The 19,256-nt window shown below is 65.8% G+C and carries 20 protein-coding genes; 15 read left to right on the forward strand and 5 right to left on the reverse strand.

The window, feature by feature from the left end; genetic code table 11:
* Window positions 1–16: 16 nt before the first annotated feature.
* The 9 genes from FDT80_RS00185 (at window position 17) to FDT80_RS00225 (ending at window position 8,888) form a co-directional block, all read left to right on the forward strand.
* Window positions 17–499 carry a MarR family winged helix-turn-helix transcriptional regulator gene (locus FDT80_RS00185; RefSeq protein WP_138660237.1) on the forward strand — a complete coding sequence of 161 codons (483 nt, stop codon included), beginning with the start codon at window positions 17–19 and terminating at the stop codon, window positions 497–499.
* Window positions 500–571: 72 nt separating this feature from the next.
* Window positions 572–2,191: an AMP-binding protein gene (locus tag FDT80_RS00190; protein ID WP_138660238.1), complete on the forward strand. Its 1,620-nt coding sequence runs from the start codon at window positions 572–574 to the stop codon at window positions 2,189–2,191.
* Window positions 2,188–3,027, forward strand: a complete 840-nt coding sequence (locus FDT80_RS00195; RefSeq protein WP_138660239.1) for a tryptophan 2,3-dioxygenase — start codon at window positions 2,188–2,190, stop codon at window positions 3,025–3,027. The genes FDT80_RS00190 and FDT80_RS00195 overlap by 4 nt, the downstream gene beginning before the upstream one ends.
* Entirely contained in the window at window positions 3,028–4,218 is a 1,191-nt protein-coding gene (kynU, locus tag FDT80_RS00200) for a kynureninase (protein ID WP_138660240.1), read from the forward strand. It begins immediately after the preceding gene.
* A gap of 129 nt (window positions 4,219–4,347) precedes the next feature.
* The gene (locus FDT80_RS00205; RefSeq protein ID WP_425471971.1) at window positions 4,348–5,454 is read left to right on the forward strand and encodes an ABC transporter substrate-binding protein; all 1,107 of its coding nucleotides are present in this window, start codon (window positions 4,348–4,350) and stop codon (window positions 5,452–5,454) included.
* Window positions 5,455–5,550: 96 nt separating this feature from the next.
* Window positions 5,551–6,471, forward strand: a complete 921-nt coding sequence (locus FDT80_RS00210; RefSeq protein ID WP_138660242.1) for a branched-chain amino acid ABC transporter permease — start codon at window positions 5,551–5,553, stop codon at window positions 6,469–6,471.
* Window positions 6,471–7,454 (forward strand): branched-chain amino acid ABC transporter permease, encoded by a 984-nt coding sequence (locus FDT80_RS00215; RefSeq protein ID WP_138661719.1) that lies wholly within the window; start codon window positions 6,471–6,473, stop codon window positions 7,452–7,454. Before FDT80_RS00210 ends, FDT80_RS00215 begins: the two co-directional genes overlap by 1 nt.
* Window positions 7,447–8,202, forward strand: coding sequence for an ABC transporter ATP-binding protein (locus tag FDT80_RS00220; protein ID WP_138660243.1), 756 nt, complete (start codon window positions 7,447–7,449; stop codon window positions 8,200–8,202). Before FDT80_RS00215 ends, FDT80_RS00220 begins: the two co-directional genes overlap by 8 nt.
* On the forward strand, window positions 8,199–8,888 hold the full coding sequence (locus FDT80_RS00225) for an ABC transporter ATP-binding protein (RefSeq protein ID WP_138660244.1): 690 nt from the start codon (window positions 8,199–8,201) through the stop codon (window positions 8,886–8,888). Before FDT80_RS00220 ends, FDT80_RS00225 begins: the two co-directional genes overlap by 4 nt.
* On the opposite strand, the gene FDT80_RS00230 is transcribed toward FDT80_RS00225, so the two are convergent.
* Genes FDT80_RS00230 through FDT80_RS00240 form a run of 3 tightly spaced genes read right to left on the reverse strand, consistent with a single transcriptional unit; the run spans window position 8,885 to window position 10,928 of the window.
* A complete protein-coding gene (locus tag FDT80_RS00230) occupies window positions 8,885–9,682 on the reverse strand; it encodes a metal ABC transporter permease (RefSeq protein ID WP_138660245.1) in 798 nt (265 codons plus the stop codon). The genes FDT80_RS00225 and FDT80_RS00230 overlap by 4 nt on opposite strands.
* Window positions 9,682–10,452: an ATP-binding cassette domain-containing protein gene (locus FDT80_RS00235; protein ID WP_138660246.1), complete on the reverse strand. Its 771-nt coding sequence runs from the start codon at window positions 10,450–10,452 to the stop codon at window positions 9,682–9,684. The genes FDT80_RS00230 and FDT80_RS00235 overlap by 1 nt, the downstream gene beginning before the upstream one ends.
* Window positions 10,452–10,928 carry a helix-turn-helix domain-containing protein gene (locus FDT80_RS00240; RefSeq protein WP_138660247.1) on the reverse strand — a complete coding sequence of 159 codons (477 nt, stop codon included), beginning with the start codon at window positions 10,926–10,928 and terminating at the stop codon, window positions 10,452–10,454. Before FDT80_RS00240 ends, FDT80_RS00235 begins: the two co-directional genes overlap by 1 nt.
* A gap of 89 nt (window positions 10,929–11,017) precedes the next feature.
* On the opposite strand from FDT80_RS00240, the gene FDT80_RS00245 reads away from it, so the two are divergent.
* Entirely contained in the window at window positions 11,018–11,950 is a 933-nt protein-coding gene (locus tag FDT80_RS00245; RefSeq protein ID WP_138660248.1) for a zinc ABC transporter substrate-binding protein, read from the forward strand.
* 117 nt (window positions 11,951–12,067) lie between these two features.
* Here FDT80_RS00245 and FDT80_RS00250 read toward each other — a convergent pair whose 3' ends face one another.
* Window positions 12,068–14,104, reverse strand: coding sequence for a PhoX family protein (locus tag FDT80_RS00250; protein WP_138660249.1), 2,037 nt, complete (start codon window positions 14,102–14,104; stop codon window positions 12,068–12,070).
* Window positions 14,105–14,302: 198 nt separating this feature from the next.
* On the reverse strand, window positions 14,303–15,511 hold the full coding sequence (locus FDT80_RS00255; protein ID WP_342777621.1) for an FAD-binding domain-containing protein: 1,209 nt from the start codon (window positions 15,509–15,511) through the stop codon (window positions 14,303–14,305).
* Window positions 15,512–15,727: 216 nt separating this feature from the next.
* On the opposite strand from FDT80_RS00255, the gene FDT80_RS00260 reads away from it, so the two are divergent.
* From FDT80_RS00260 to mlaD, 5 genes are all read left to right on the forward strand, one after another.
* Window positions 15,728–16,360, forward strand: coding sequence for an ATP-dependent Clp protease proteolytic subunit (locus FDT80_RS00260; RefSeq protein ID WP_138660251.1), 633 nt, complete (start codon window positions 15,728–15,730; stop codon window positions 16,358–16,360).
* 145 nt (window positions 16,361–16,505) lie between these two features.
* The gene (gene clpX / locus FDT80_RS00265) at window positions 16,506–17,771 is read left to right on the forward strand and encodes an ATP-dependent Clp protease ATP-binding subunit ClpX (RefSeq protein ID WP_138660252.1); all 1,266 of its coding nucleotides are present in this window, start codon (window positions 16,506–16,508) and stop codon (window positions 17,769–17,771) included.
* Window positions 17,772–17,912: 141 nt separating this feature from the next.
* A complete protein-coding gene (locus FDT80_RS00270; RefSeq protein ID WP_138660253.1) occupies window positions 17,913–18,293 on the forward strand; it encodes a RidA family protein in 381 nt (126 codons plus the stop codon).
* Window positions 18,294–18,378: 85 nt separating this feature from the next.
* Window positions 18,379–18,762, forward strand: coding sequence for an NADH:ubiquinone oxidoreductase subunit NDUFA12 (locus FDT80_RS00275; protein WP_138661720.1), 384 nt, complete (start codon window positions 18,379–18,381; stop codon window positions 18,760–18,762).
* 12 nt (window positions 18,763–18,774) lie between these two features.
* Window positions 18,775–19,236 carry an outer membrane lipid asymmetry maintenance protein MlaD gene (gene mlaD, locus FDT80_RS00280; protein ID WP_138660254.1) on the forward strand — a complete coding sequence of 154 codons (462 nt, stop codon included), beginning with the start codon at window positions 18,775–18,777 and terminating at the stop codon, window positions 19,234–19,236.
* Window positions 19,237–19,256: the final 20 nt, after the last annotated feature.

Consider the following 19,256-nt stretch of genomic DNA (forward strand, 5'->3'; position numbering starts at 1 on the left):
CGCCATCGGGCCGCGCATGATCGCCCCGGCACAGATTGCCGCGTCCGGGTCAAAGGACCGTTTGCGCCTGTGGCTGCGGCTTCTGAAACTGTCGCGCCGTGTCGATGCGCAGTTGCGCGACCGCCTGCGGACCGACTTCGGATCGACCTTGCCGCGCTTTGACGTGATGGCCGCGCTGGCGCGCGATGACGCGGGTCTGAAGATGAGCCAGCTTTCCGGCGTGCTGCGGGTCTCGAACGGGAATGTCACCGGCATCGTGGACCGCCTTGCGCTGGACAAGCTGGTGGAGCGTGTGCCCGTGCCGGGCGACCGTCGTGCGATGGTGGTGCGCCTGACGCAGGCGGGCCGCGCGGAATTCACTCGCCAGGCCACCGCGCATGAGGCGTGGATCAACGAGATGCTGGGGGCCTTTACCCCCCAGGAGGCGCGCCACATGGCCGCGCGGCTGGCGGAGCTTGCAGAGAAAGCGACCGGCCCGGAGACGAAAAATGTGCGATAGACCGGGCCCCCCGCGCACGGCCGATGCCCCGACGGGCGCCGGGCACCCACCTGCCAAGAGCGGAGACTGACCATGCTGCGTCCCTCAGGACATATCGACAGTTTTGCGCGCGACAACCTGCCGCCCGAGGAGCGCTGGCCGGATTTGTTGCTGGAAGGTTTCGACTATCCCGATCGTCTGAACGCGGGGGTCGAGCTGACCGATGCGATGGTCGAGAAGGGCTTTGGCGATCATACCGCGCTCATCGGCAACGGGCGCCGCCGCACCTACAAGGAGCTGAGCGACTGGACCAACCGGCTGGCGCATGCGCTGGTCGAGGACCTGGGGCTGAAGCCGGGCAACCGCGTGCTGATCCGTTCGGCCAACAACCCGGCGATGGTGGCGGCCTGGCTGGCGGCGACCAAGGCGGGCGCGGTTGTCGTGAATTCCATGCCGATGCTGCGCGCGGGCGAATTGTCCGCGATCGTGGACAAGGCCGAGATCAGCCATGCGCTCTGCGACACGCGGCTGATGGACGAGATGACGACCTGCGCGAAAACCTCGAAATTCCTGAAATCCGTCGTGGGGTTCGACGGCACGTCGAACCACGACGCCGAGCTGGACCGGCTTGCGCTGGAAAAGCCGGTGCTATTCGACGCGGTGCCCACGGCGCAGGACGACGTGGCGCTTCTGGGCTTTACCTCGGGCACAACGGGCAGCCCCAAGGCGACGATGCATTTTCACCGTGACCTGCTGATCATCGCGGACGGCTATGCGCGCGAAGTGCTGGGGGTGCAGCCGTCGGACATCTTCGTGGGCTCGCCGCCGCTGGCCTTTACCTTCGGCCTTGGCGGTCTGGCGATCTTTCCCCTGCGGTTCGGCGCGGCGGCGACGCTCCTTGAAAACGCATCGCCCCCCAACATGATCGAGATCATCGAGAAATACCGCGCCACGGTTTGCTTTACCGCGCCCACCGCCTATCGCGCGATGCTGGCCGCGATGGAGGAGGGCGCCGACCTGAGCAGCCTGCGCGCCGCCGTGTCGGCCGGCGAAACCCTGCCCGCGCCGGTCTATCACGACTGGAAGGACAAGACCGGCAAACCCATGCTGGACGGCATCGGCGCGACGGAAATGCTGCATATCTTCATCTCGAACCGCTTTGACGATCACCGCGCGGCCTGTACCGGCAAGCCGGTGCGCGGCTACGAGGCGAAGATCGTCGATGACGCGGGCGCGCAGGTGCCGCGCGGCACGGTGGGGCGGCTGGCGGTGCGCGGGCCGACGGGCTGCCGTTACCTGGCCGATGACCGGCAGGCGGATTACGTCGTGGACGGCTGGAACATCACCGGCGACAGCTTCACGATGGACGAGGACGGCTATCTGCACTTTGCCGCGCGCAACGACGACATGATCGTCAGCGCCGGCTACAACATCGCGGGACCGGAGGTCGAGGCGGCGCTGTTGGCCCATGCCGCGGTCGCGGAATGTGCGGTGGTCGCCGCCCCCGACGAGGCGCGCGGCAGCATCGTGCAGGCGCATGTGGTGCTCAACGACGGCTACGGCCGTGACGCCGACATGGTGAAAGCCTTGCAGGAGCACGTGAAAAACACCATCGCCCCCTATAAGTATCCGCGCGACGTGCGCTTTGTCGATGCCCTGCCCAAGACCGCGACGGGCAAGATCCAGCGCTTCGCGTTGCGGCAAACCGCATGAGCGATACGCCCCCCAGCCGCGGCAAGGCCCCCGACGGCGCGAAGATGGATTTCGCGACCGACATGTCCTATGGCGATTACCTCGGCCTCGATGCGATCCTGACCGCGCAGCATCCGCTGAGCGACGCGCATGACGAGATGCTGTTCATCGTGCAGCACCAGACCTCCGAGCTTTGGATGCGGCTGGCCATCCACGAACTTCAGGCCGCGCGGCGGGTGATGCAGCGCGGTGAGCTGCGCCCGGCCTTCAAGATGCTGGCCCGCGTCGCGCGGATATTCGAACAGCTCAACGGCGCATGGGATGTGCTGCGCACCATGACGCCGAGCGAATACACCGCCTTTCGCCCCAGCCTTGGCAATTCGTCGGGGTTTCAGTCGCACCAGTACCGGCTGGTGGAATACCTGCTTGGCAACCGAAACGGCGCGCTGATGAAGCTGCACGAACACAAGGCGGAGGCCTTCGCCGCCCTCAAGGCCGAGTTGGAGCAGCCGAGCCTCTACCAGGTGGCGATCGCGCTGCTGACCGATCGGCTTGGCGTCCCGGACCAGGCCGGACCGCCCGCCAGCGCCAGCTGGGAGGCCAGGCCAGAGGTGCAGGATCTGTGGAAACAGGTTTATGAACACCCCGTAACATATTGGGAAATATACGAATTGGCGGAGAAGCTTGTCGATCTCGAGGACTATTTCCGCCGCTGGCGCTTTAACCATGTGACCACCGTCGAGCGGATCATCGGATTCAAACGCGGAACCGGTGGTACGTCAGGTGTTGGCTATCTGCGCAAAATGCTGGAAGTTGAGCTGTTTCCCGAACTCTGGCACGTGAGAGGAGCCCTGTAAGTGGCTGACGTAACGAGAAAAGACCTGTTCAACCTGCCTGAGGGGCTGATCTATCTGGATGGCAATTCGCTGGGGCCGATGCCATGCGCGGTGCCTGCGCGGATTGCCGACATGCTGGATGCGGAATGGGGTGGCCTGCTGATCAAGGGCTGGAACGCGGCAGGCTGGATGGACCAGCCCGCGCGCGTGGGCGATCTGGTGGGGCGGCTGATCGGCGCCCCTGCGGGCACGACCGTTCTGGGCGATACCCTGTCGATCAAGGTCTATCAGGCGGTCGCGGCCGCGATCAAGCTGCGCCCCGGACGTCGCGTGATCCTGTCGGACACAGGAAATTTCCCGACCGATCTTTACATGGTCGAAGGGCTGATCAAGACGCTCGATCAAGGTTATGAGCTGCGCACGGTGGCCCCCGAGGCGGTGGCGGAGGCGATCACCGGCGATGTGGCGGCCGTGATGCTGACCCATGTCGATTACCGCACCGGGCGGATGCACGACATGAACGCCGTCACCGCGGCCGCGCATGATAAGGGCGCGGTGATGATCTGGGATCTGGCCCATTCGGCGGGCGCGCTGCCGGTGGACATGGCCGGATCGAACGCCGAGATCGCGATCGGCTGCACCTACAAGTACCTCAACGGCGGCCCCGGTGCCCCGGCCTTCATCTACGTCCGCGCCGATCTGGCCGATACGGTCGAACCGGCGCTGTCGGGCTGGCTCGGCCACCGGGCGCCTTTTGATTTCACGTTGAACTACAAGCCCGGCGCCGGGATCGAGCGGATGCGCGTGGGCACGCCCCCGGTGTTGCAGATGACGGCGCTCGAGGTCGCGATGCAGGCGTGGGAGGATGTGGACATGCACGAGGTGCGCGCCGCCTCTCTGGCGCTGCAGGAGCAGTTCATCGAGGAGGTGGAGGCGCGCGTGCCCGACCTGACGCTGGCCAGCCCGCGTGACGGGGCGGTGCGCGGCAGTCAGGTGTCGTTCGAGTTCGAGCATGGCTATGCCGCGATGCAGGCGCTGATCCACCACGACGTGATCGGCGATTTCCGCGCGCCCAACATCATGCGCTTTGGCTTTACCCCGCTTTACCTGGATGCCGGCGACGTGACCGAGGCCGTTGACCGGCTGGTCAAGGTGATGGACGGTCGTCTGTGGGACACCCCCGAATTCCAGACGAAAAGCCGGGTCACATGACCGGAAACCGCATTAAAAAGAGCTCATAAGAGCCTGAAAAATATATAAACCGGGGACACAAGAGCCCCATCAACACGGGAGACAACGATGAAACTGAAATCCATTATCCTTGCGGCGGGGCTTTGTGCCATGGCCACCGGCGGCTTTGCCGCGGGTCATGAGGGCGGCGTCAAGGTCGGCATGATCACCACGCTGTCGGGCGGCGGTGCGGGCCTTGGCATCGACGTGCGCGACGGCTTCATGCTGGCGGCCAAGATGGCGGGCAATGACAAGCTCGAGGTCGTCATCGAGGACGACCAGCGCAAGCCCGAGATCGCGGTGCAACTGGCCGACAAGATGATCCAGTCCGAAAAGGTCGATGTGCTGACCGGGATCATCTGGTCCAACCTTGCGATGGCCGTCGTGCCCGCCGCCGTGGCGCAGGGCAAATTCTATCTTTCGCCGAATGCCGGGCCCAGCCAGTTGGCCGGCAAGGGGTGCAACCCGCTGTATTTCAACGTCGCTTGGCAGAACGACGCCCTGCACGAGGCCGCGGGCGCCTATGCCAGCGACACCGGCTATCAGAACACCTTTATCCTCGCGCCGAACTATCCGGCGGGGCAGGATGCGCTGACCGGCTTCAAGCGGTTCTTCAAGGGCGAGCCCGCAGGCGAGATCTATACCCAGCTGGGACAGACCGATTATGCTGCGGAACTGGCGCAGATCCGGGCGAGCGGTGCGGATTCGGTGTTTTTCTTTCTGCCCGGCGGCATGGGAATTTCGTTCCTCAAGCAATATGCCAGCAGCGGCATCGACCTGCCGGTCGTGGGCCCGGCGTTCAGCTTTGACCAGGGCATCCTGCAAGCCGTGGGCGAGGCGGCATTGGGCGTGAAGAACACGAGCCAGTGGAGCAAGGATCTCGACAATGCCGCCAACGTCGAATTCGTCGCGGCCTTCGAGGCCGAATACGGGCGTCTGCCGTCGCTTTATGCCAGCCAGGGCTATGACACCGCCAACTTGTTGCTGAGTGCGATGGGCAAGGCCGACGTCAAGGACGCCGATGCCTTCCGCGCGGCACTGGCCGAAGCGGATTTCGCCTCCGTGCGCGGCGATTTCAAGTTCGGCACCAACCAGCACCCGGTGCAGGACTACTACGTGCGCGAGGTCATCAAGGAGGGGGACGTATTCACCAACAAGGTGATCGCGACCTCGTTGACCGACCACGTCGACGCCTATGCGGCCGAGTGTTCCTACTGATCCGATGACGCTGGGGCCCCGGCGCAACCTGCCGGGGCCCGACACGCTTGCGCGCCCCCACGTCGGGCCGACCCTTGCCCAAGGAACGATACCCCCATGTCTTTGATATTGCTGATCGAACAGGTTCTGAATGGGCTGCAGTTCGGCGTCATGCTGTTCTTGATGGCAGCGGGGCTGACGTTGATATTCGGTGTGATGGGCTTGATCAACCTCGCGCATGGGTCGCTGTACATGGTCGGCGCCTTTGCCGCCGCCGCGGTGGCCGGGCTGACGGGATCCTTCGTGTTGGCGCTGCTGGCCAGCCTGATCGCCGCCGCCGCCGCCGGCGCGCTGGTCGAGCTGTTGGTGATCCGCCGGCTTTATGACCGCGACCATCTGGACCAGGTGCTGGCGACCTTCGCGCTGATCCTGATGTTCTCCGAAGGCACGCGATGGGTCTTTGGGTCGTTTCCGCTGTTTCTGGATATTCCGGCAGCCCTCGCGCAGCCCGTGTCGCTGCCCGGCGGGATCCTGTATCCGGCCTACCGCCTGCTGATTATCGCCATCGGCCTTGCCATCGCGGTGGGCCTGTTCCAACTGATCGCGCGCACGCGCATCGGCATCCAGATCCGCGCGGGCGAGGCGGACCGCGAAATGATCGCCGCGCTGGGCGTCGATATCTCAAAGCTCTACACGCTGGTCTTTGCGCTGGGCGCGGCGCTGGCGGGGCTGGCGGGCGCGCTGGTGGGGGCGATCCAGTCGGTTCAGGTCGGCATGGGCGAGCCGGTGCTGATCCTCGCCTTCGTGGTGATCGTCATCGGCGGCATCGGGTCGATCAAGGGCGCGCTGGTGGGCGCGCTTCTGGTGGGTCTGACCGATACGCTGGGCGGCGTGCTGCTGCCGCCGCTCTTCGCCACGTTCATGGAGGCATCGAGCGCCAGCAGCGTGGGCTCTTCGCTGGCGTCGATGTCGATCTACATCCTCATGGCGGCTGTGCTGCTCTACAAACCCACCGGCCTGTTCGGGAGCACGACATGATCCAGCGCGAAACCCTGATCAACTGGGCGCTGTTTGCGTTGCTGCCCGCCACGGCGCTGATTGCCCTGTGGATGGACGAACCCTTTATCATCACGCTGGCCACCAAGGTCGCGATCCTCGCGCTTGCGGGTGTCGGGCTGAACATCGCCCTGGGCCTCGGCGGGCTGGTCAGCCTGGGCCACGCGGCGTTTTTCGGCATCGGCGGCTACGCGATGGGCATCCTCGCCAGCCACGCCCAAAGCTATGCGCCGCTCATGCAGACGCCCGTCTTGATCGAGGGCACGACATCCATGCCGGTGATCTGGCTGGTGGCCATCCTGGCCAGCGCACTTGCCGCATTGGCCATCGGGGCGCTCAGCCTGCGGACCACCGGGGTCTATTTCATCATGATCACCCTGGCCTTTGGCCAGATGCTCTACTACTTCGCGATAAGCTGGCCGGCGTATGGCGGCGAGGACGGGCTGTCGATCTACGTGCGCAACGGCTTTCCCGGCCTCAATACGCTGGACCCGATACAATTCTTCGCCGTGGCCTTCGTCGTGCTGGCGGCGGTTCTGTTCTTCGCCGGCAGGCTGGCGCGCGCGCCCTTCGGCCTGGCGCTGGCCGCTGCCCGCCAGAACCCCGAACGGGTCGAGACGGTGGGCCTTGCGCCCTACAGGCTGCGCCTGGTGGCCTTTGTGCTATCGGGCGCCGTGACCGGGCTGGCCGGTGCGCTTTTTGCCGATCTCAACCGGTTCGTCAGCCCGACGATGTTCAGTTGGCAGATGTCGGGCGAAATCATGATTTTCGTCATCCTCGGCGGGGTGGGGCGGCTCTTTGGTCCGGTCGCGGGGGCTGCGCTGTTCATCCTGCTCGAACACGTTCTGGGCGGCCTGTCGGACTATTGGCACGTGTACCTGGGGGGCTTGTTGCTGTTGGTGGTGCTGTTCGCGCGCGGCGGAATGATCGGCCTTGCGGCCGGACGGGAGGTGGCGCATGACTGAACCGCTCTTGCAGATCAAGCACCTGCGCAAGGCCTTTGGCGCGCTGGTGGCGACCGACGACGTGTCGCTGACGCTCTATCCCGGTGAAATCCACGCGCTGATCGGCCCCAATGGCGCGGGCAAATCCACCCTGATCAAGCAGATCGCGGGAAACCTTGCCCCCGACGCGGGCGAAGTGTGGTTCGAAGGGCGCGATGTCACGCCGCTCTCGACGGTCGAGCGTGCCCGCGCGGGGCTTGGCCGCACATTCCAGATCAGTTCGCTCGCCATGGACTACACCGTGCTGCAAAACGCGGTGTTGGGGGCGTTGGGGCGGCGCGGCACCGTCTGGCGTTTTTTTCGCCCCGTGATGCGCGACGCCGATCTGCGGGCGCGGGCCGAGGCCGCGTTGCACCGTGTCGGGCTGATGGATCACGCGCACAAGCGCACCGCCGACCTCAGTCACGGGCAGCGCCGTCTTCTGGAGGTCGCCGTGGCGCTGACGCTGAACCCGCATGTCTTCTTGATGGACGAACCGATGGCGGGGCTGGGCGCCAGCGGATCGAAACGCCTGACCGGATTTCTCGACGATCTGCGCCACGAGGCGCCGATCCTGTTGGTGGAGCATGACATGGACGCGGTCTTTGCGCTGGCGGACCGCATTTCGGTGCTGGTCTATGGCCGGATTATCGCCACCGGCACCGCCGAAGAGATACGGGCCGACCCCCTTGTCCGCGAAGCCTATCTGGGCGCGGAGGATGCGGCATGAGCTTTCTGCAACTCCGCGGTGTCGAGGCGTTCTACGGCCCCAGCCAGGCGCTTTTCGGCGTCGATCTGGCGTTGGAGGAGGGCGAGGTCTGTGCCCTGATGGGGCGCAACGGGATGGGCAAGTCTTCGACCATCAAGGTGATCTGCCGGCTGCTGAAGGAAGCCCGCGGCACGGTCGAATTCGCCGGACAGGATCTGACCCGGTTGCCGCCGCACCGGGCGGCACGCACCGGTCTGGGGCTGGTGCCGGAGGGGCGGCGGTGTTTCGCGCCGCTGACGGTGCATGAAAACCTGATCGCCGCCGCGCGCCCCGGACCATGGGATTTCGCGCGCGTGTGCAAGCTGTTTCCACGACTGGGCGAACGCCGCGATCAGGTGGCGGCCTCGCTGTCGGGCGGCGAACAGCAGATGCTGGCCATCGGGCGCGCACTGATGACCAACCCGCGGCTGCTTATTCTGGACGAGGCGACCGAAGGGCTGGCCCCGGTCGTGCGGCAGGAAATCTGGTCCGCGCTGGCGACGCTCAAGCGCGAAGCGGGGCTGTCGCTGCTGGTGGTGGACAAATCGCTGGCCGAATTGCGCGCCGTGGCCGACCGTGCCGTCATTCTGGAACGCGGCAGCACCGTCTGGGCCGGGCCGATGGGCGACCTGGCCGCCAGCGTGGCGGATCGCTACCTGGGGGTCTAGCCGGCGGTGCCGCGCGCGGCGCCGAGGCTGGTCGAGACGACGAACACCGCCGCGGCAAGGCTGACGATGGTGGGGCCGGTGGGGGTGTCGAAGGCAAACGACAACATCAACCCCCCAAGGGCCGACGCGCCGCCGATGATCGCGGCGATCACCGCCATGGCCTCGGGCGTGCGGGCAAAGGGTCGCGCGGCCGCGGCGGGGATGATCAGCAAGGCGGCAATCAGCAGCGCGCCAACCACCTTGATCGCCACGGCGACCGTGATGGCCAGCGCCAGCGTCATCAGCAACTGTTCGCGCCGCGGCGCGATGCCGCTGGCCTGCGCCAGATCGGGGCTGAGGGTCGCCGTCAGCAGCGGAACCCATCGCCACGCCAGCAGCGCCACGACAAGCGCCACGCCGGCCCAGATCACCGCCAGATCGCCCGCCGATACCGCAAGGATGTCGCCGAACAGGTATCCCATCAGGTCGATCCGTACGCCCGGCAGAAACGAGACCGCCACCAGGCCCAAGGCCAGCGCCGCATGCGCAATGACCCCCAGCAGCGCGTCCGACCCGATCCCGCGCCCCGACAATGCGGTGATCAGCACCGCCATCGCCAGCGCTACCGCCAGAACGCCGCCAAAGACCGGCAGGTCCAGCGCCAGCGCCAGTGCAACGCCCAGAAGGGCGGCATGGCTGGTGGCGTCGCCGAAATAGGCCATCCGCCGCCAGACCACGAAACACCCAAGCGGGGCTGCGGCCAGCGCCACGCCAAGCCCGGCAAGCGCCGCGCGGATCACGAAATCGTCCAGCATCAGTTCTGCGCCTCGTGACCGTGGTCGGGATCGTGGTCATGATGATGATGGTGCCTGTCCGGCCCGTGCGAATGGCTGTGCTCGTGCCGATACAGCGCCAGCGCCCCTTGGGTGCCGGTGCCAAAGAGCGCGCGATACTCGGGCGCGCTGGCCACCAGTTCGGGCGTCCCCTCGCAGCAGACATGCCCGTTCAGGCACAAGACCCGATCCGATGCGGCCATCACGACGTGCAGATCGTGGCTGACCATCAGCACGGCACAGCCCAGATCGCGTCTGACCGCCTCGATCTGGCGGTAAAACGACGCGGCCCCCGGCTGGTCCAGCCCCTGCGTCGCCTCATCCAGGATCAGGATGTCGGGCCGGGCCAGCAACGCGCGCGCCAGCAGAACGCGCTGAAACTGTCCGCCCGACAGGCCCGCCATCTGCTGTTCCGCCAGATCGGGCAGGCCGGCCTTGTCCAGCGCGGCGGCGATGTCGGCCGCGCCGTGGCGCGACGGCAGGTTCAGAAAGCGCGCCACCGTCAGCGGCAGCGTGGCGTCGATCGCAAGGCTTTGCGGTACGTAACCGATGCGCAGCCCCCGCGCGCGCGCCACCGTACCGCCCGCCGGAACCAGCGCACCGATGAGCGCGCGCAGAAGGCTGGACTTGCCCGATCCGTTCGGCCCGACGATGGTCACGATCTCGCCCTTGTCGATACGAAAATCCACCCCGCGCAGTACGATCTGCCCGCCATGGGCCAGCGTCAGCCCGCGGGTCTCGATCAGCGCCATCAGCCGTGATCCTGACAGGCGGGGCAGAGGCCCTCGGCCTCGACCACGGTGCGTTCGATGACAAAGCCCGCCGCGCGGGCGGCATCGCCCAGACGGCCCCGACCCACGGCGGTGTCGGCTTCGGCCACGGATTTGCAGGTGCGGCAGATCAGGAACGCGGGCGCGTGATCGGCGCCGGGATGGGCGCAGGCGATATAGGCGTTCAGCGCCTCGATCTTGTGGGCAAAGCCCGCCTTGACCAGGAAATCCAGCGCCCGGTAGGCGACCGGTGGCTGGTGGCCCAGCCCGTCCTGCGCCAGATGTCCCAGCAGGTCGTAGGCCCCCAGCGCGCGGTGTTCGCGCAGCAGGATTTCCAGCGCGCGTTGCCGCACCGGTGTCAGGTTCAACCCGTCACGGGCGCATTGCGCGCGGGCCCGCGCCAGCGTGTCGCTGACGCAGGCGGCGTGATCGTGGTTTTGAAATCCGATGGTCGTCATCCGTGCGGTCCGATCTGCATTTCAGGGATTGATATGTTATAACATCCACATTAGCAAGAACCGATCCGCAGCCACCGAGGATCGCCATCATGCTCACCCGTCTCTTCGCTTTTTGCCTCTATGTCCTTGCCCTGCCTGCCGCCGCCACCGCCGATGCCCCGCGCGTGGCCACCGATATCGCACCGGTCCACGGGCTTGTCGCGCAGGTGATGGCGGGGGTCGGCACGCCCGATCTGGTGGTTCCGCCGGGCGCGTCGCCGCACGGCCACGCGATGCGACCGAGCGAGGCGCGGGCGCTGTCGCGCGCGGATCTTGTCATCTGGATCGGGCCCGCGCTGACACCGTGGCTGCAAGGACCGATCGACACGCTGGCGCAGGGGGCCGACAGGCTGACCCTGCTGGAAGCCCCCGGCACCATCTTGCTGCCCTTTCGCGAGGGGGCGGCGTTCGAGGCCGACGACCACGACCACGATCACGGTCATGACGAGACGACCCATCAAGAGGAGGCTTCCGATCCGCACGCATGGCTCGACCCGCGCAACGCCTCTGTCTGGCTTGAGGCGATCGCGGCGCGGTTGTCGGCGCTCGATCCGGCGCATGCCGCCACCTACCGCGCGAATGCCGCCAGCGCGCAGGCCGATCTTGACGCGCTTGAGGCCGAGATCGCCGCGCTGCTGACACCGTTGCAGGGCCGTCCGTTCGTCGTCTTTCACGACGCCTACCATTATTTCGAAGCGCGGTTCGGCACCGAGGCTGTTGCCGCCCTGTCGTTGGGCGATGCCAGCGATCCGGGGCCTGCCCACCTGGACGAGGTGCGCGATGCAATTGCCCGGTCGGGCGTCACATGCGCCTTTGTCGAGCCACAGGTGAACACCGGCCTGATCGACGCGGTGGCCGAGGGACAGGCCGTGCGGATCGCGACGCTGGACCCGCTGGGCCTGGATAGTCCGCCGGGGCCGGGGTTCTATCCGGCCTTGCTGCGCGGCATGGCGCGGGCGATGGCGGACTGCCTGGGCGGCTGACCCGGACCGGCGCGGCCAACATGGTGCTGGCGGAGCGGGGGGCACCCTTCGCGGAAAAAGCCCCGCCGGTAAAGGCGGGGCGTCGTGTTCTGACGGCCGGTTTTCGGTCGGAAATCGTCAGACCGCGATCTTGCCGCCGCCTGTCTTGGTCACCACCAGGACCGAGGGGCGCGGCGGCATCGCGGGGTCGAAGTCGGGCCAGCGCGTCGCGGGATCCTCGAAGGTGCTGTCGCGCTCGAACCCGGTGAGAGCCTTGGTGCCGTCCGTGCCGGGGTGCTGCACCGCAAGGAACAGCGTTTCGCCGTCGTCGGTGAAGTAGGGGCCGCACAGCTCGCCGCCGACGGGGCAGCGGAAGAACAGCTTCGAGGCGCCGCGCAGGTCGCCTTCGGTCTCCAGCGCATAGAGGCCATCGGATTTCCCGGTCTTGCTCCAGCCCGATCCCTGGTCGGTCGAAATCCACAGCCGCCCTTCGGCATCCACCGCGGCGTTGTCGGGCGAACTGAACCAGCCGTGCTCCGATGTCTCGGGGTTCCACTGCGCGCCGACGTCCTCGACGCTGGGATCGCCGCATTTCACGAGGATCGACCAGGCGCCGCGAATCGCGGCGTGATCGCCGTTGTCCTCCCTGATCTCGATGATGTGGCCGAACGCGCTTTCGGGGCGCGGGTTGGCGGCGTTGACCTGATCGGGCTGGCGCTTGGTGTTGTTGGTCAGCATGATGTAGGCGGTGCCGCCGGGGCCCGGCTGCGCGTCTTCGGGGCGGTCCATCGGGGTGGCGCCCAACAGGTCGGCCGCGAGGCGCGTGTCGATCATCACGTCGGCCTGATCGTTGAACCCGTTGTCCGTCGTCAGCGGACCCTGCCCATGCACCAGCGGCATCCACTCCACGGTGCCGTCCTCGTCGAAACGCGCGACGTAGAGCGTGCCATCGCTCAGCAGCCTCGAATTGGCCGCACGGTCGTCCGTCACGGTGCCGCCAGAGACGTATTTGTATTGGTAATCAAAGCGGTTGTCGTCGCCCGAGTAGATCACCAGCTTGCCATCGGTGCTGATCGTGGTTTCCGCGCCCTCGTGGCGGAAACGGCCCAACGCGGTGTGCTTGACCGGCTTCGCCGAGGGATCGCGCGGGTCCACCTCGACGATCCAGCCCCAGCGGTTCGGCTCGTTGGGTTCGCGATCGATGTTCCAGCGGTCGTGGTATTTGCCCCAGGCATACCACATGCCGGGCACGCCATAGCGTCGGTTGCGCCTGGCCTCGGCCTCTTCCATCCCGGTGACGTCCGGCTTGCCTTCGGCATCGACCTTGTCGGTCCAGAAATAGCCGTGAAAATTTTCCTCGGCCATCAGGTAGGTGCCCCAAGGGGTCATGCCGCCGGCGCAGTTGTTGACGGTGCCGATGACGGTCATGCCCTCGGGGTCGGCGTTGGTCTGCATCCGGGGATGGCCCGCGGCGGGGCCGTCGATCGTCATCTCGGTCGCCAGCGGCGTGATCCGCCGGTTGTAGGTGCTGTCGCGGACCACGGCCCATGTGCCGTCGTCGCCGCGCGCGATCTCGACCACCGTGCCGCCGTGCGCGGCCATTTCGATGTCGACCAAGTCGCGCGTCATGCCCTCGAAGGCGGCGCGATCCTGGCGGCCAAGGCCGGGAAACATCACTTCTTCGTTTGTGTATTCGTGGTTCACGCACAGCAGCCCGCGCGTGCCGTCGTCGTTCAGCGCGGTAAAGCCCACGTAGTCGTTGTTGTACCCGAATTGCTTGAGTTGCGCCTCGGCGGTCTGGTTCATCACGTCGAATTCGGGCGCGTCGGCGGTGATCGGATCGCCCCAGCGCAACAGCACCTGCGCGTCATAGCCTTCCGCGATATGATGCGTGGTGTCGTTGCCCCATGCGATTTCGTCGAATTTATAACGGCTTGCCGCATGGGCGGCGGCGGCGGCCTGCTTGGGTGCGATCATCGCGGATGTGCCGAACAGCGCGGTCGTCGCGGTCACGCCCAGCATCCCGCGCAGCATGTCGCGGCGGCCATAACGGCGATTGATCACATCGCCGATGGTGCGGCCCAGGTTGGGGTTCGTTGGAATGTCGTCGAAGGCCTCGAAGGCCTCGGCCTTGTTGCCGATTTCGGGGTCGTTGATGATATCTTTGCGGGTCATGGGCAGCTCCAGTCGGAATGATGCGTATCAAAGGCCGCGACGCAAGACAGCGGCGCGAGGTCGATGACGATGGACTGCCCGATGATTGTAACCTTGGCGTGACAGGTTCCACTGAAATCGCGTGGTCCCGCCCTCTGGCGTCGGTGTGCTACCTTAGGTGGAATATGCGGCGCACGGCAAGCCCGCCGTTCCTGACCGCTACAGCCCGGCGGCGGCCAGAAGATCGGGGATGTGCTTTTTGAACGGAAAGAAGCCCTTGGTCGCGTGTGGCCAGGCGCGGCTGTCGAAATCGCGGCGCACCGCGGTCACCGGCGGCATGTCCGGGTGATCGGCCATCCGCGCCAGCAGATCGGCGTTGGGCCCGACGGGGGCGTGCGCCATCACGATCTGGTCGATTCCCGCGCCTGCGGCCCAGTCCGCCACCGCCTGCGCATCGCCTGCCACCGGGGCCACGTCGCCAAGGCGTTCGGCCCAGCGGGTCGTGACGTCTTGCAGGGCGGCGTGATGAAAGGCGGCCCTGTGCGGCGCGGGATGCAAGGGGCTTTGCGTGCTGGCGGCATCGACGGGCAGGGTGGCTACCGGGGCGATTCCGCGATCCAAGATGAACGCCGGGCTCAGATCGTCGGTATGCAGGATGAACCCGGTGCGCAGGCCGGGATCGGGCGGGGTCTGGCCCGTGGGCAGGGCGCGTGGCTCCGGGTCCGGTCCGGCGGGGGACAGGGCGGGCGCCTCGCGCGCAAGTTGCCCGGTCGGATCGAAACGGCCATCGGTATATTTCGCGATATTGTCGGGCCGGGCGGCATAGGTCTTGCCGCGCGTCTGAAGCCCCGCGACCCAGCGCCAGCCAAGCGTGTTGGACGCCGGATCGCCATCCAGCAGGTGCCGCAGAAAGAAATCCGCACCCAGCACCCAAGGCAGGTCGAGCGTGAACACCCAGATCGACGCGAACCACATGCGCGCGTGATTGTGCAGATACCCCGTCTGCGCCAGTTCCCGCGCCCAGGCGTCGAAACACGCGATGCCGGTGTCGCCCGCGCAGGCGGCCTCCCACCGCTGGCGCAGACCGCCCTGCGTCTGCAGGTCGTCCACCGCGCGGCGCACTTGGGTCTGGTAATCGGCCCAGACGCCGGGGCGCAGTTCCAGCCAGCCTTTCCAATAGGTGCGCCAGAACACTTCCTGAACGAATTTTTCCGCCGAGGACGCGGCGTGGCGGCCCAGCACGGCGGCCAGAACCTCCTCTTCGGTCACAAGGCGGGTGCGCAGGTAGGGCGACAGGGTCGAGACGTGCTGATGCGCGCCCGGCCCCAGATCGTAGTTGCGGCGCGCGGCATAGTCGCGCGCGGCATGGGGGACGAAACGCGCCAGCCGGTGCAGGGCGTCGGTGCGGTTGGGCGGGAAATGGGTCAATGCGACGCTCATTCCGGGCGAGTTAGGCCGGGGGCGGCGGCGTTCAAGGACGCAGGCGATCGGCCGAGGGATGCAAGCGCGCCGGACGGTCGATTTGCCCGTGACCTGACTGCGATCTGTCCGGCCCCCCTTGCAGCCCCCCAGTGCCGATACTAAGCTTTGTGTAACGGTTGCCTTGGTATGGTCCCGGGCGCACAAATCAAACAGGCAGATTCCATGAATGATCCCTACGACACGTACATGAACACCCTCGTTCCGATGGTGGTCGAACAGACCAGCCGGGGCGAGCGTGCCTATGACATTTTTTCGCGCCTGCTCAAGGAACGGATCATCTTCTTGTCAGGCCCGGTGCACGATGGAATGTCGTCGCTGATCGTTGCGCAATTGCTGCACCTCGAGGCGGAAAACCCGTCCAAGGAAATCAGCATGTACATCAATTCGCCCGGTGGCGTGGTGACCAGCGGCCTGTCGATCTATGACACGATGCAATACATCAAGCCCAAGGTCAGCACGCTGGTCATCGGGCAGGCGGCGTCGATGGGGTCGCTGCTGCTGACGGCGGGCGAGGCGGGGATGCGGTTTTCGCTGCCCAACAGCCGTGTGATGGTGCACCAGCCCTCTGGCGGGTATCAGGGCCAGGCGACGGATATCATGATCCACGCACAGGAAACCCAGAAACTCAAAACGCGCCTGAACGAGATATATGTCAAGCACACAGGCCAGACTTTGAAGAAAGTGGAAGAGGCGCTGGAGCGTGACAACTTCATGTCGCCCGAGGATGCCAAGAACTGGGGCCTGATCGACGAGATCGTCGAAAGCCGCGGCAAGGCGGACGACGAAGCGAAGTAAGACAAAGCGCCGCGGCGGGCTGCCATGATTTTGCGATTGTGGACCCGCCGGGGCTGCCCTAAGCTTGGGGTGCGATACACGCGACACGGGCACGCACCGCCCATCGGGGCGGCGCTGATGGAACGCAAGACCTGAAAGGGTTGACATGGCTACGAATACGACGGGCGACAGCAAGAATACGCTTTACTGCAGCTTTTGCGGCAAAAGCCAGCACGAGGTGCGCAAGCTGATCGCGGGGCCGACCGTGTTCATCTGCGATGAATGCGTCGAACTTTGCATGGACATCATCCGCGAAGAGACCAAGGCCAGCGGGTTGAAATCCACCGACGGTGTGCCGACGCCCAAGGATATCTGCGATGTACTTGACGATTACGTGATCGGGCAGGCAAACGCGAAAAAGGTCCTCTCGGTCGCGGTGCACAACCACTACAAGCGCCTCAATCACGCCCAGAAGGGCGGCGATATCGAACTGGCGAAATCCAATATCCTGCTGATTGGCCCGACCGGCTGCGGCAAGACGCTGCTGGCGCAGACGTTGGCGCGCATCCTCGATGTGCCGTTCACGATGGCCGATGCAACCACGCTGACCGAAGCCGGTTACGTGGGCGAAGACGTCGAGAACATCATCCTCAAGCTGCTGCAAAGCTCGGAATACAATGTCGAGCGCGCGCAGCGCGGCATCGTCTACATCGACGAGGTCGACAAGATCACCCGCAAGTCCGAGAACCCCTCGATCACGCGCGACGTGTCGGGCGAGGGCGTGCAGCAGGCGCTGCTCAAGCTGATGGAGGGTACGGTCGCGAGCGTGCCGCCGCAGGGCGGGCGCAAGCATCCGCAGCAGGAATTCCTGCAGGTGGACACCACGAACATCCTGTTCATCTGCGGCGGTGCCTTTGCCGGACTGGACCGGATCATCGCGGCGCGCGGCAAGGGATCGGCGATGGGGTTTGGCGCGGATGTGCGCGACAAGGACGCGCGCGGCATCGGCGAAATCTTTACCGATCTGGAACCCGAAGACCTGCTGAAATTCGGCCTGATCCCCGAATTTGTCGGCCGCCTTCCGGTTCTGGCGACGCTCGAGGATCTGGACGAGGACGCGCTTGTCACCATCCTGACGCAGCCCAAGAACGCATTGGTCAAGCAGTACCAGCGCCTGTTCGAGCTGGAGGACACGCAGCTGACCTTCACCGATGATGCGCTCAAGGCGATCGCCAAGCGCGCCATCGAGCGCAAGACCGGCGCACGGGGTCTGCGCTCCATCCTGGAGGATATCCTGCTCGATACCATGTTCGATCTGCCGGGGCTCGACAGCGTGACAGAGGTCGTGGTGAACGAAGAGGCGGTGATGTCCGACGCCAACCCGCTGATGATCCACGCCGACGCGGAGAAAGCGCCGGCCTCGGCGGGGTGATCCGCTCCGCTGGAGCGGGACGATCGCCCGGAACGGCGCGCAACACGACACATCGGGCGGGCCACAATGGCCCGCCTTTTTCATGTCCCACGCCCGGCGCGGGTGCCGGACACCAGGACAGCACAGCAAGGACACGCACAGATGACGATCACTCGTATTCACTCCGGTGGCGCCTTTGAATCCAAGATCGGCTATTGCCGGGCCGTGATCGCGGGCGGTTTCGTGCATGTCGCGGGCACGGTTGCGGCAGGTCCGGATGTGCCGGAGGGAGTCGTCGAACAATGCGCCTCGGCGCTCGACGTGGTTCGCACCGCGCTGGCCGAGGCCGGATGCCGCTTTTCGGACGTGGTGCGCGTGACCTACATGCTGCCAGACCGGAGTGAGTTCGAGCCGTGCTGGCCGCTGCTGGCGGAGGCCTTCGGCGACAACCCTCCCGTCGCCACGATGATCGAATGCGGGCTTATCGACCCCAAGTACCGGATCGAGATTGAAGTCACCGCGATGCTGCCCGGACGGGAGTAGCACAGGCCCGCCAATCGCCCGCATCGCGCTGGACCTTTCGCCGGGCTTGCGTCATATGTGGGCCAACCAGCTTTCGGAGGCTTTCATGGGCATCGTCAATTCCCTTCTGCGCGCAGTCACATGGTGGAACGGCCAGACGCTCAATACCCAGCTTTGGACATGGCGCAAAGGCGTCAAGGTCGGAGAAGACAGCCAGGGCAACGTGTTCTACGAGACCCGCGACAAATCCCGCCGCTGGGTGATCTTCAACGGTGAGGCGGAAGCCAGCCGGATCGACCCTGACTGGCACGGCTGGATGCACCATACCTGGAACGAGCCACCCACAGCGAAACCGCTGCCGCACAAGCCCTGGGAAAAGCCGCATCAGGAAAACCTGACCGGCACCCCGCTGGCCTATGCGCCCAAGGGATCGATCCGCCGTTCCGATCCCGCCGTGCGCAGCGATTACGAGGCTTGGACCCCGGAATAAGGCCCGCGAGAAATGTCTGAAAACAGCACAGAAGTTATCGTTGGCGGCGCCGTTCTGGCGGGGGCCATAGCGTTCATGCTCTATGCAGGCCAAGCCACCGGCTATGCCACCGGCAGCGCGACCTATCCGCTGACCGCCAGCTTTCGCAGCATCGAAGGCATCACCGTCGGCAGCGACGTGCGGCTTGCGGGCGTCAAGGTCGGCACCGTGACCGATATCGAACTGAACATCGAAACCTACCGCGCCAGCACCACCGTGGCGGTCCAGCAGGACATCGCGATCCCCGACGACAGCGCCATCACGGTCGCATCCGAAGGGTTGCTGGGCGGCAATTTCATCGAAATCGTGCCCGGCGGATCGCCGTTCTTCTTTGAGCCGGGCGCCACCATCGAAGACACCCAAGGCGCCGTCAGCCTGATATCGCTCCTGCTCAAGTTCGTGACCGGCAGCGGCGACAGCGGGGCAGGGGAATGATGCTGCGCGCGGTGTGCCTG

The organism is Sulfitobacter sabulilitoris (assembly GCF_005887615.1).
Taxonomy (GTDB): Bacteria; Pseudomonadota; Alphaproteobacteria; order Rhodobacterales; family Rhodobacteraceae; genus Sulfitobacter_E; species Sulfitobacter_E sabulilitoris.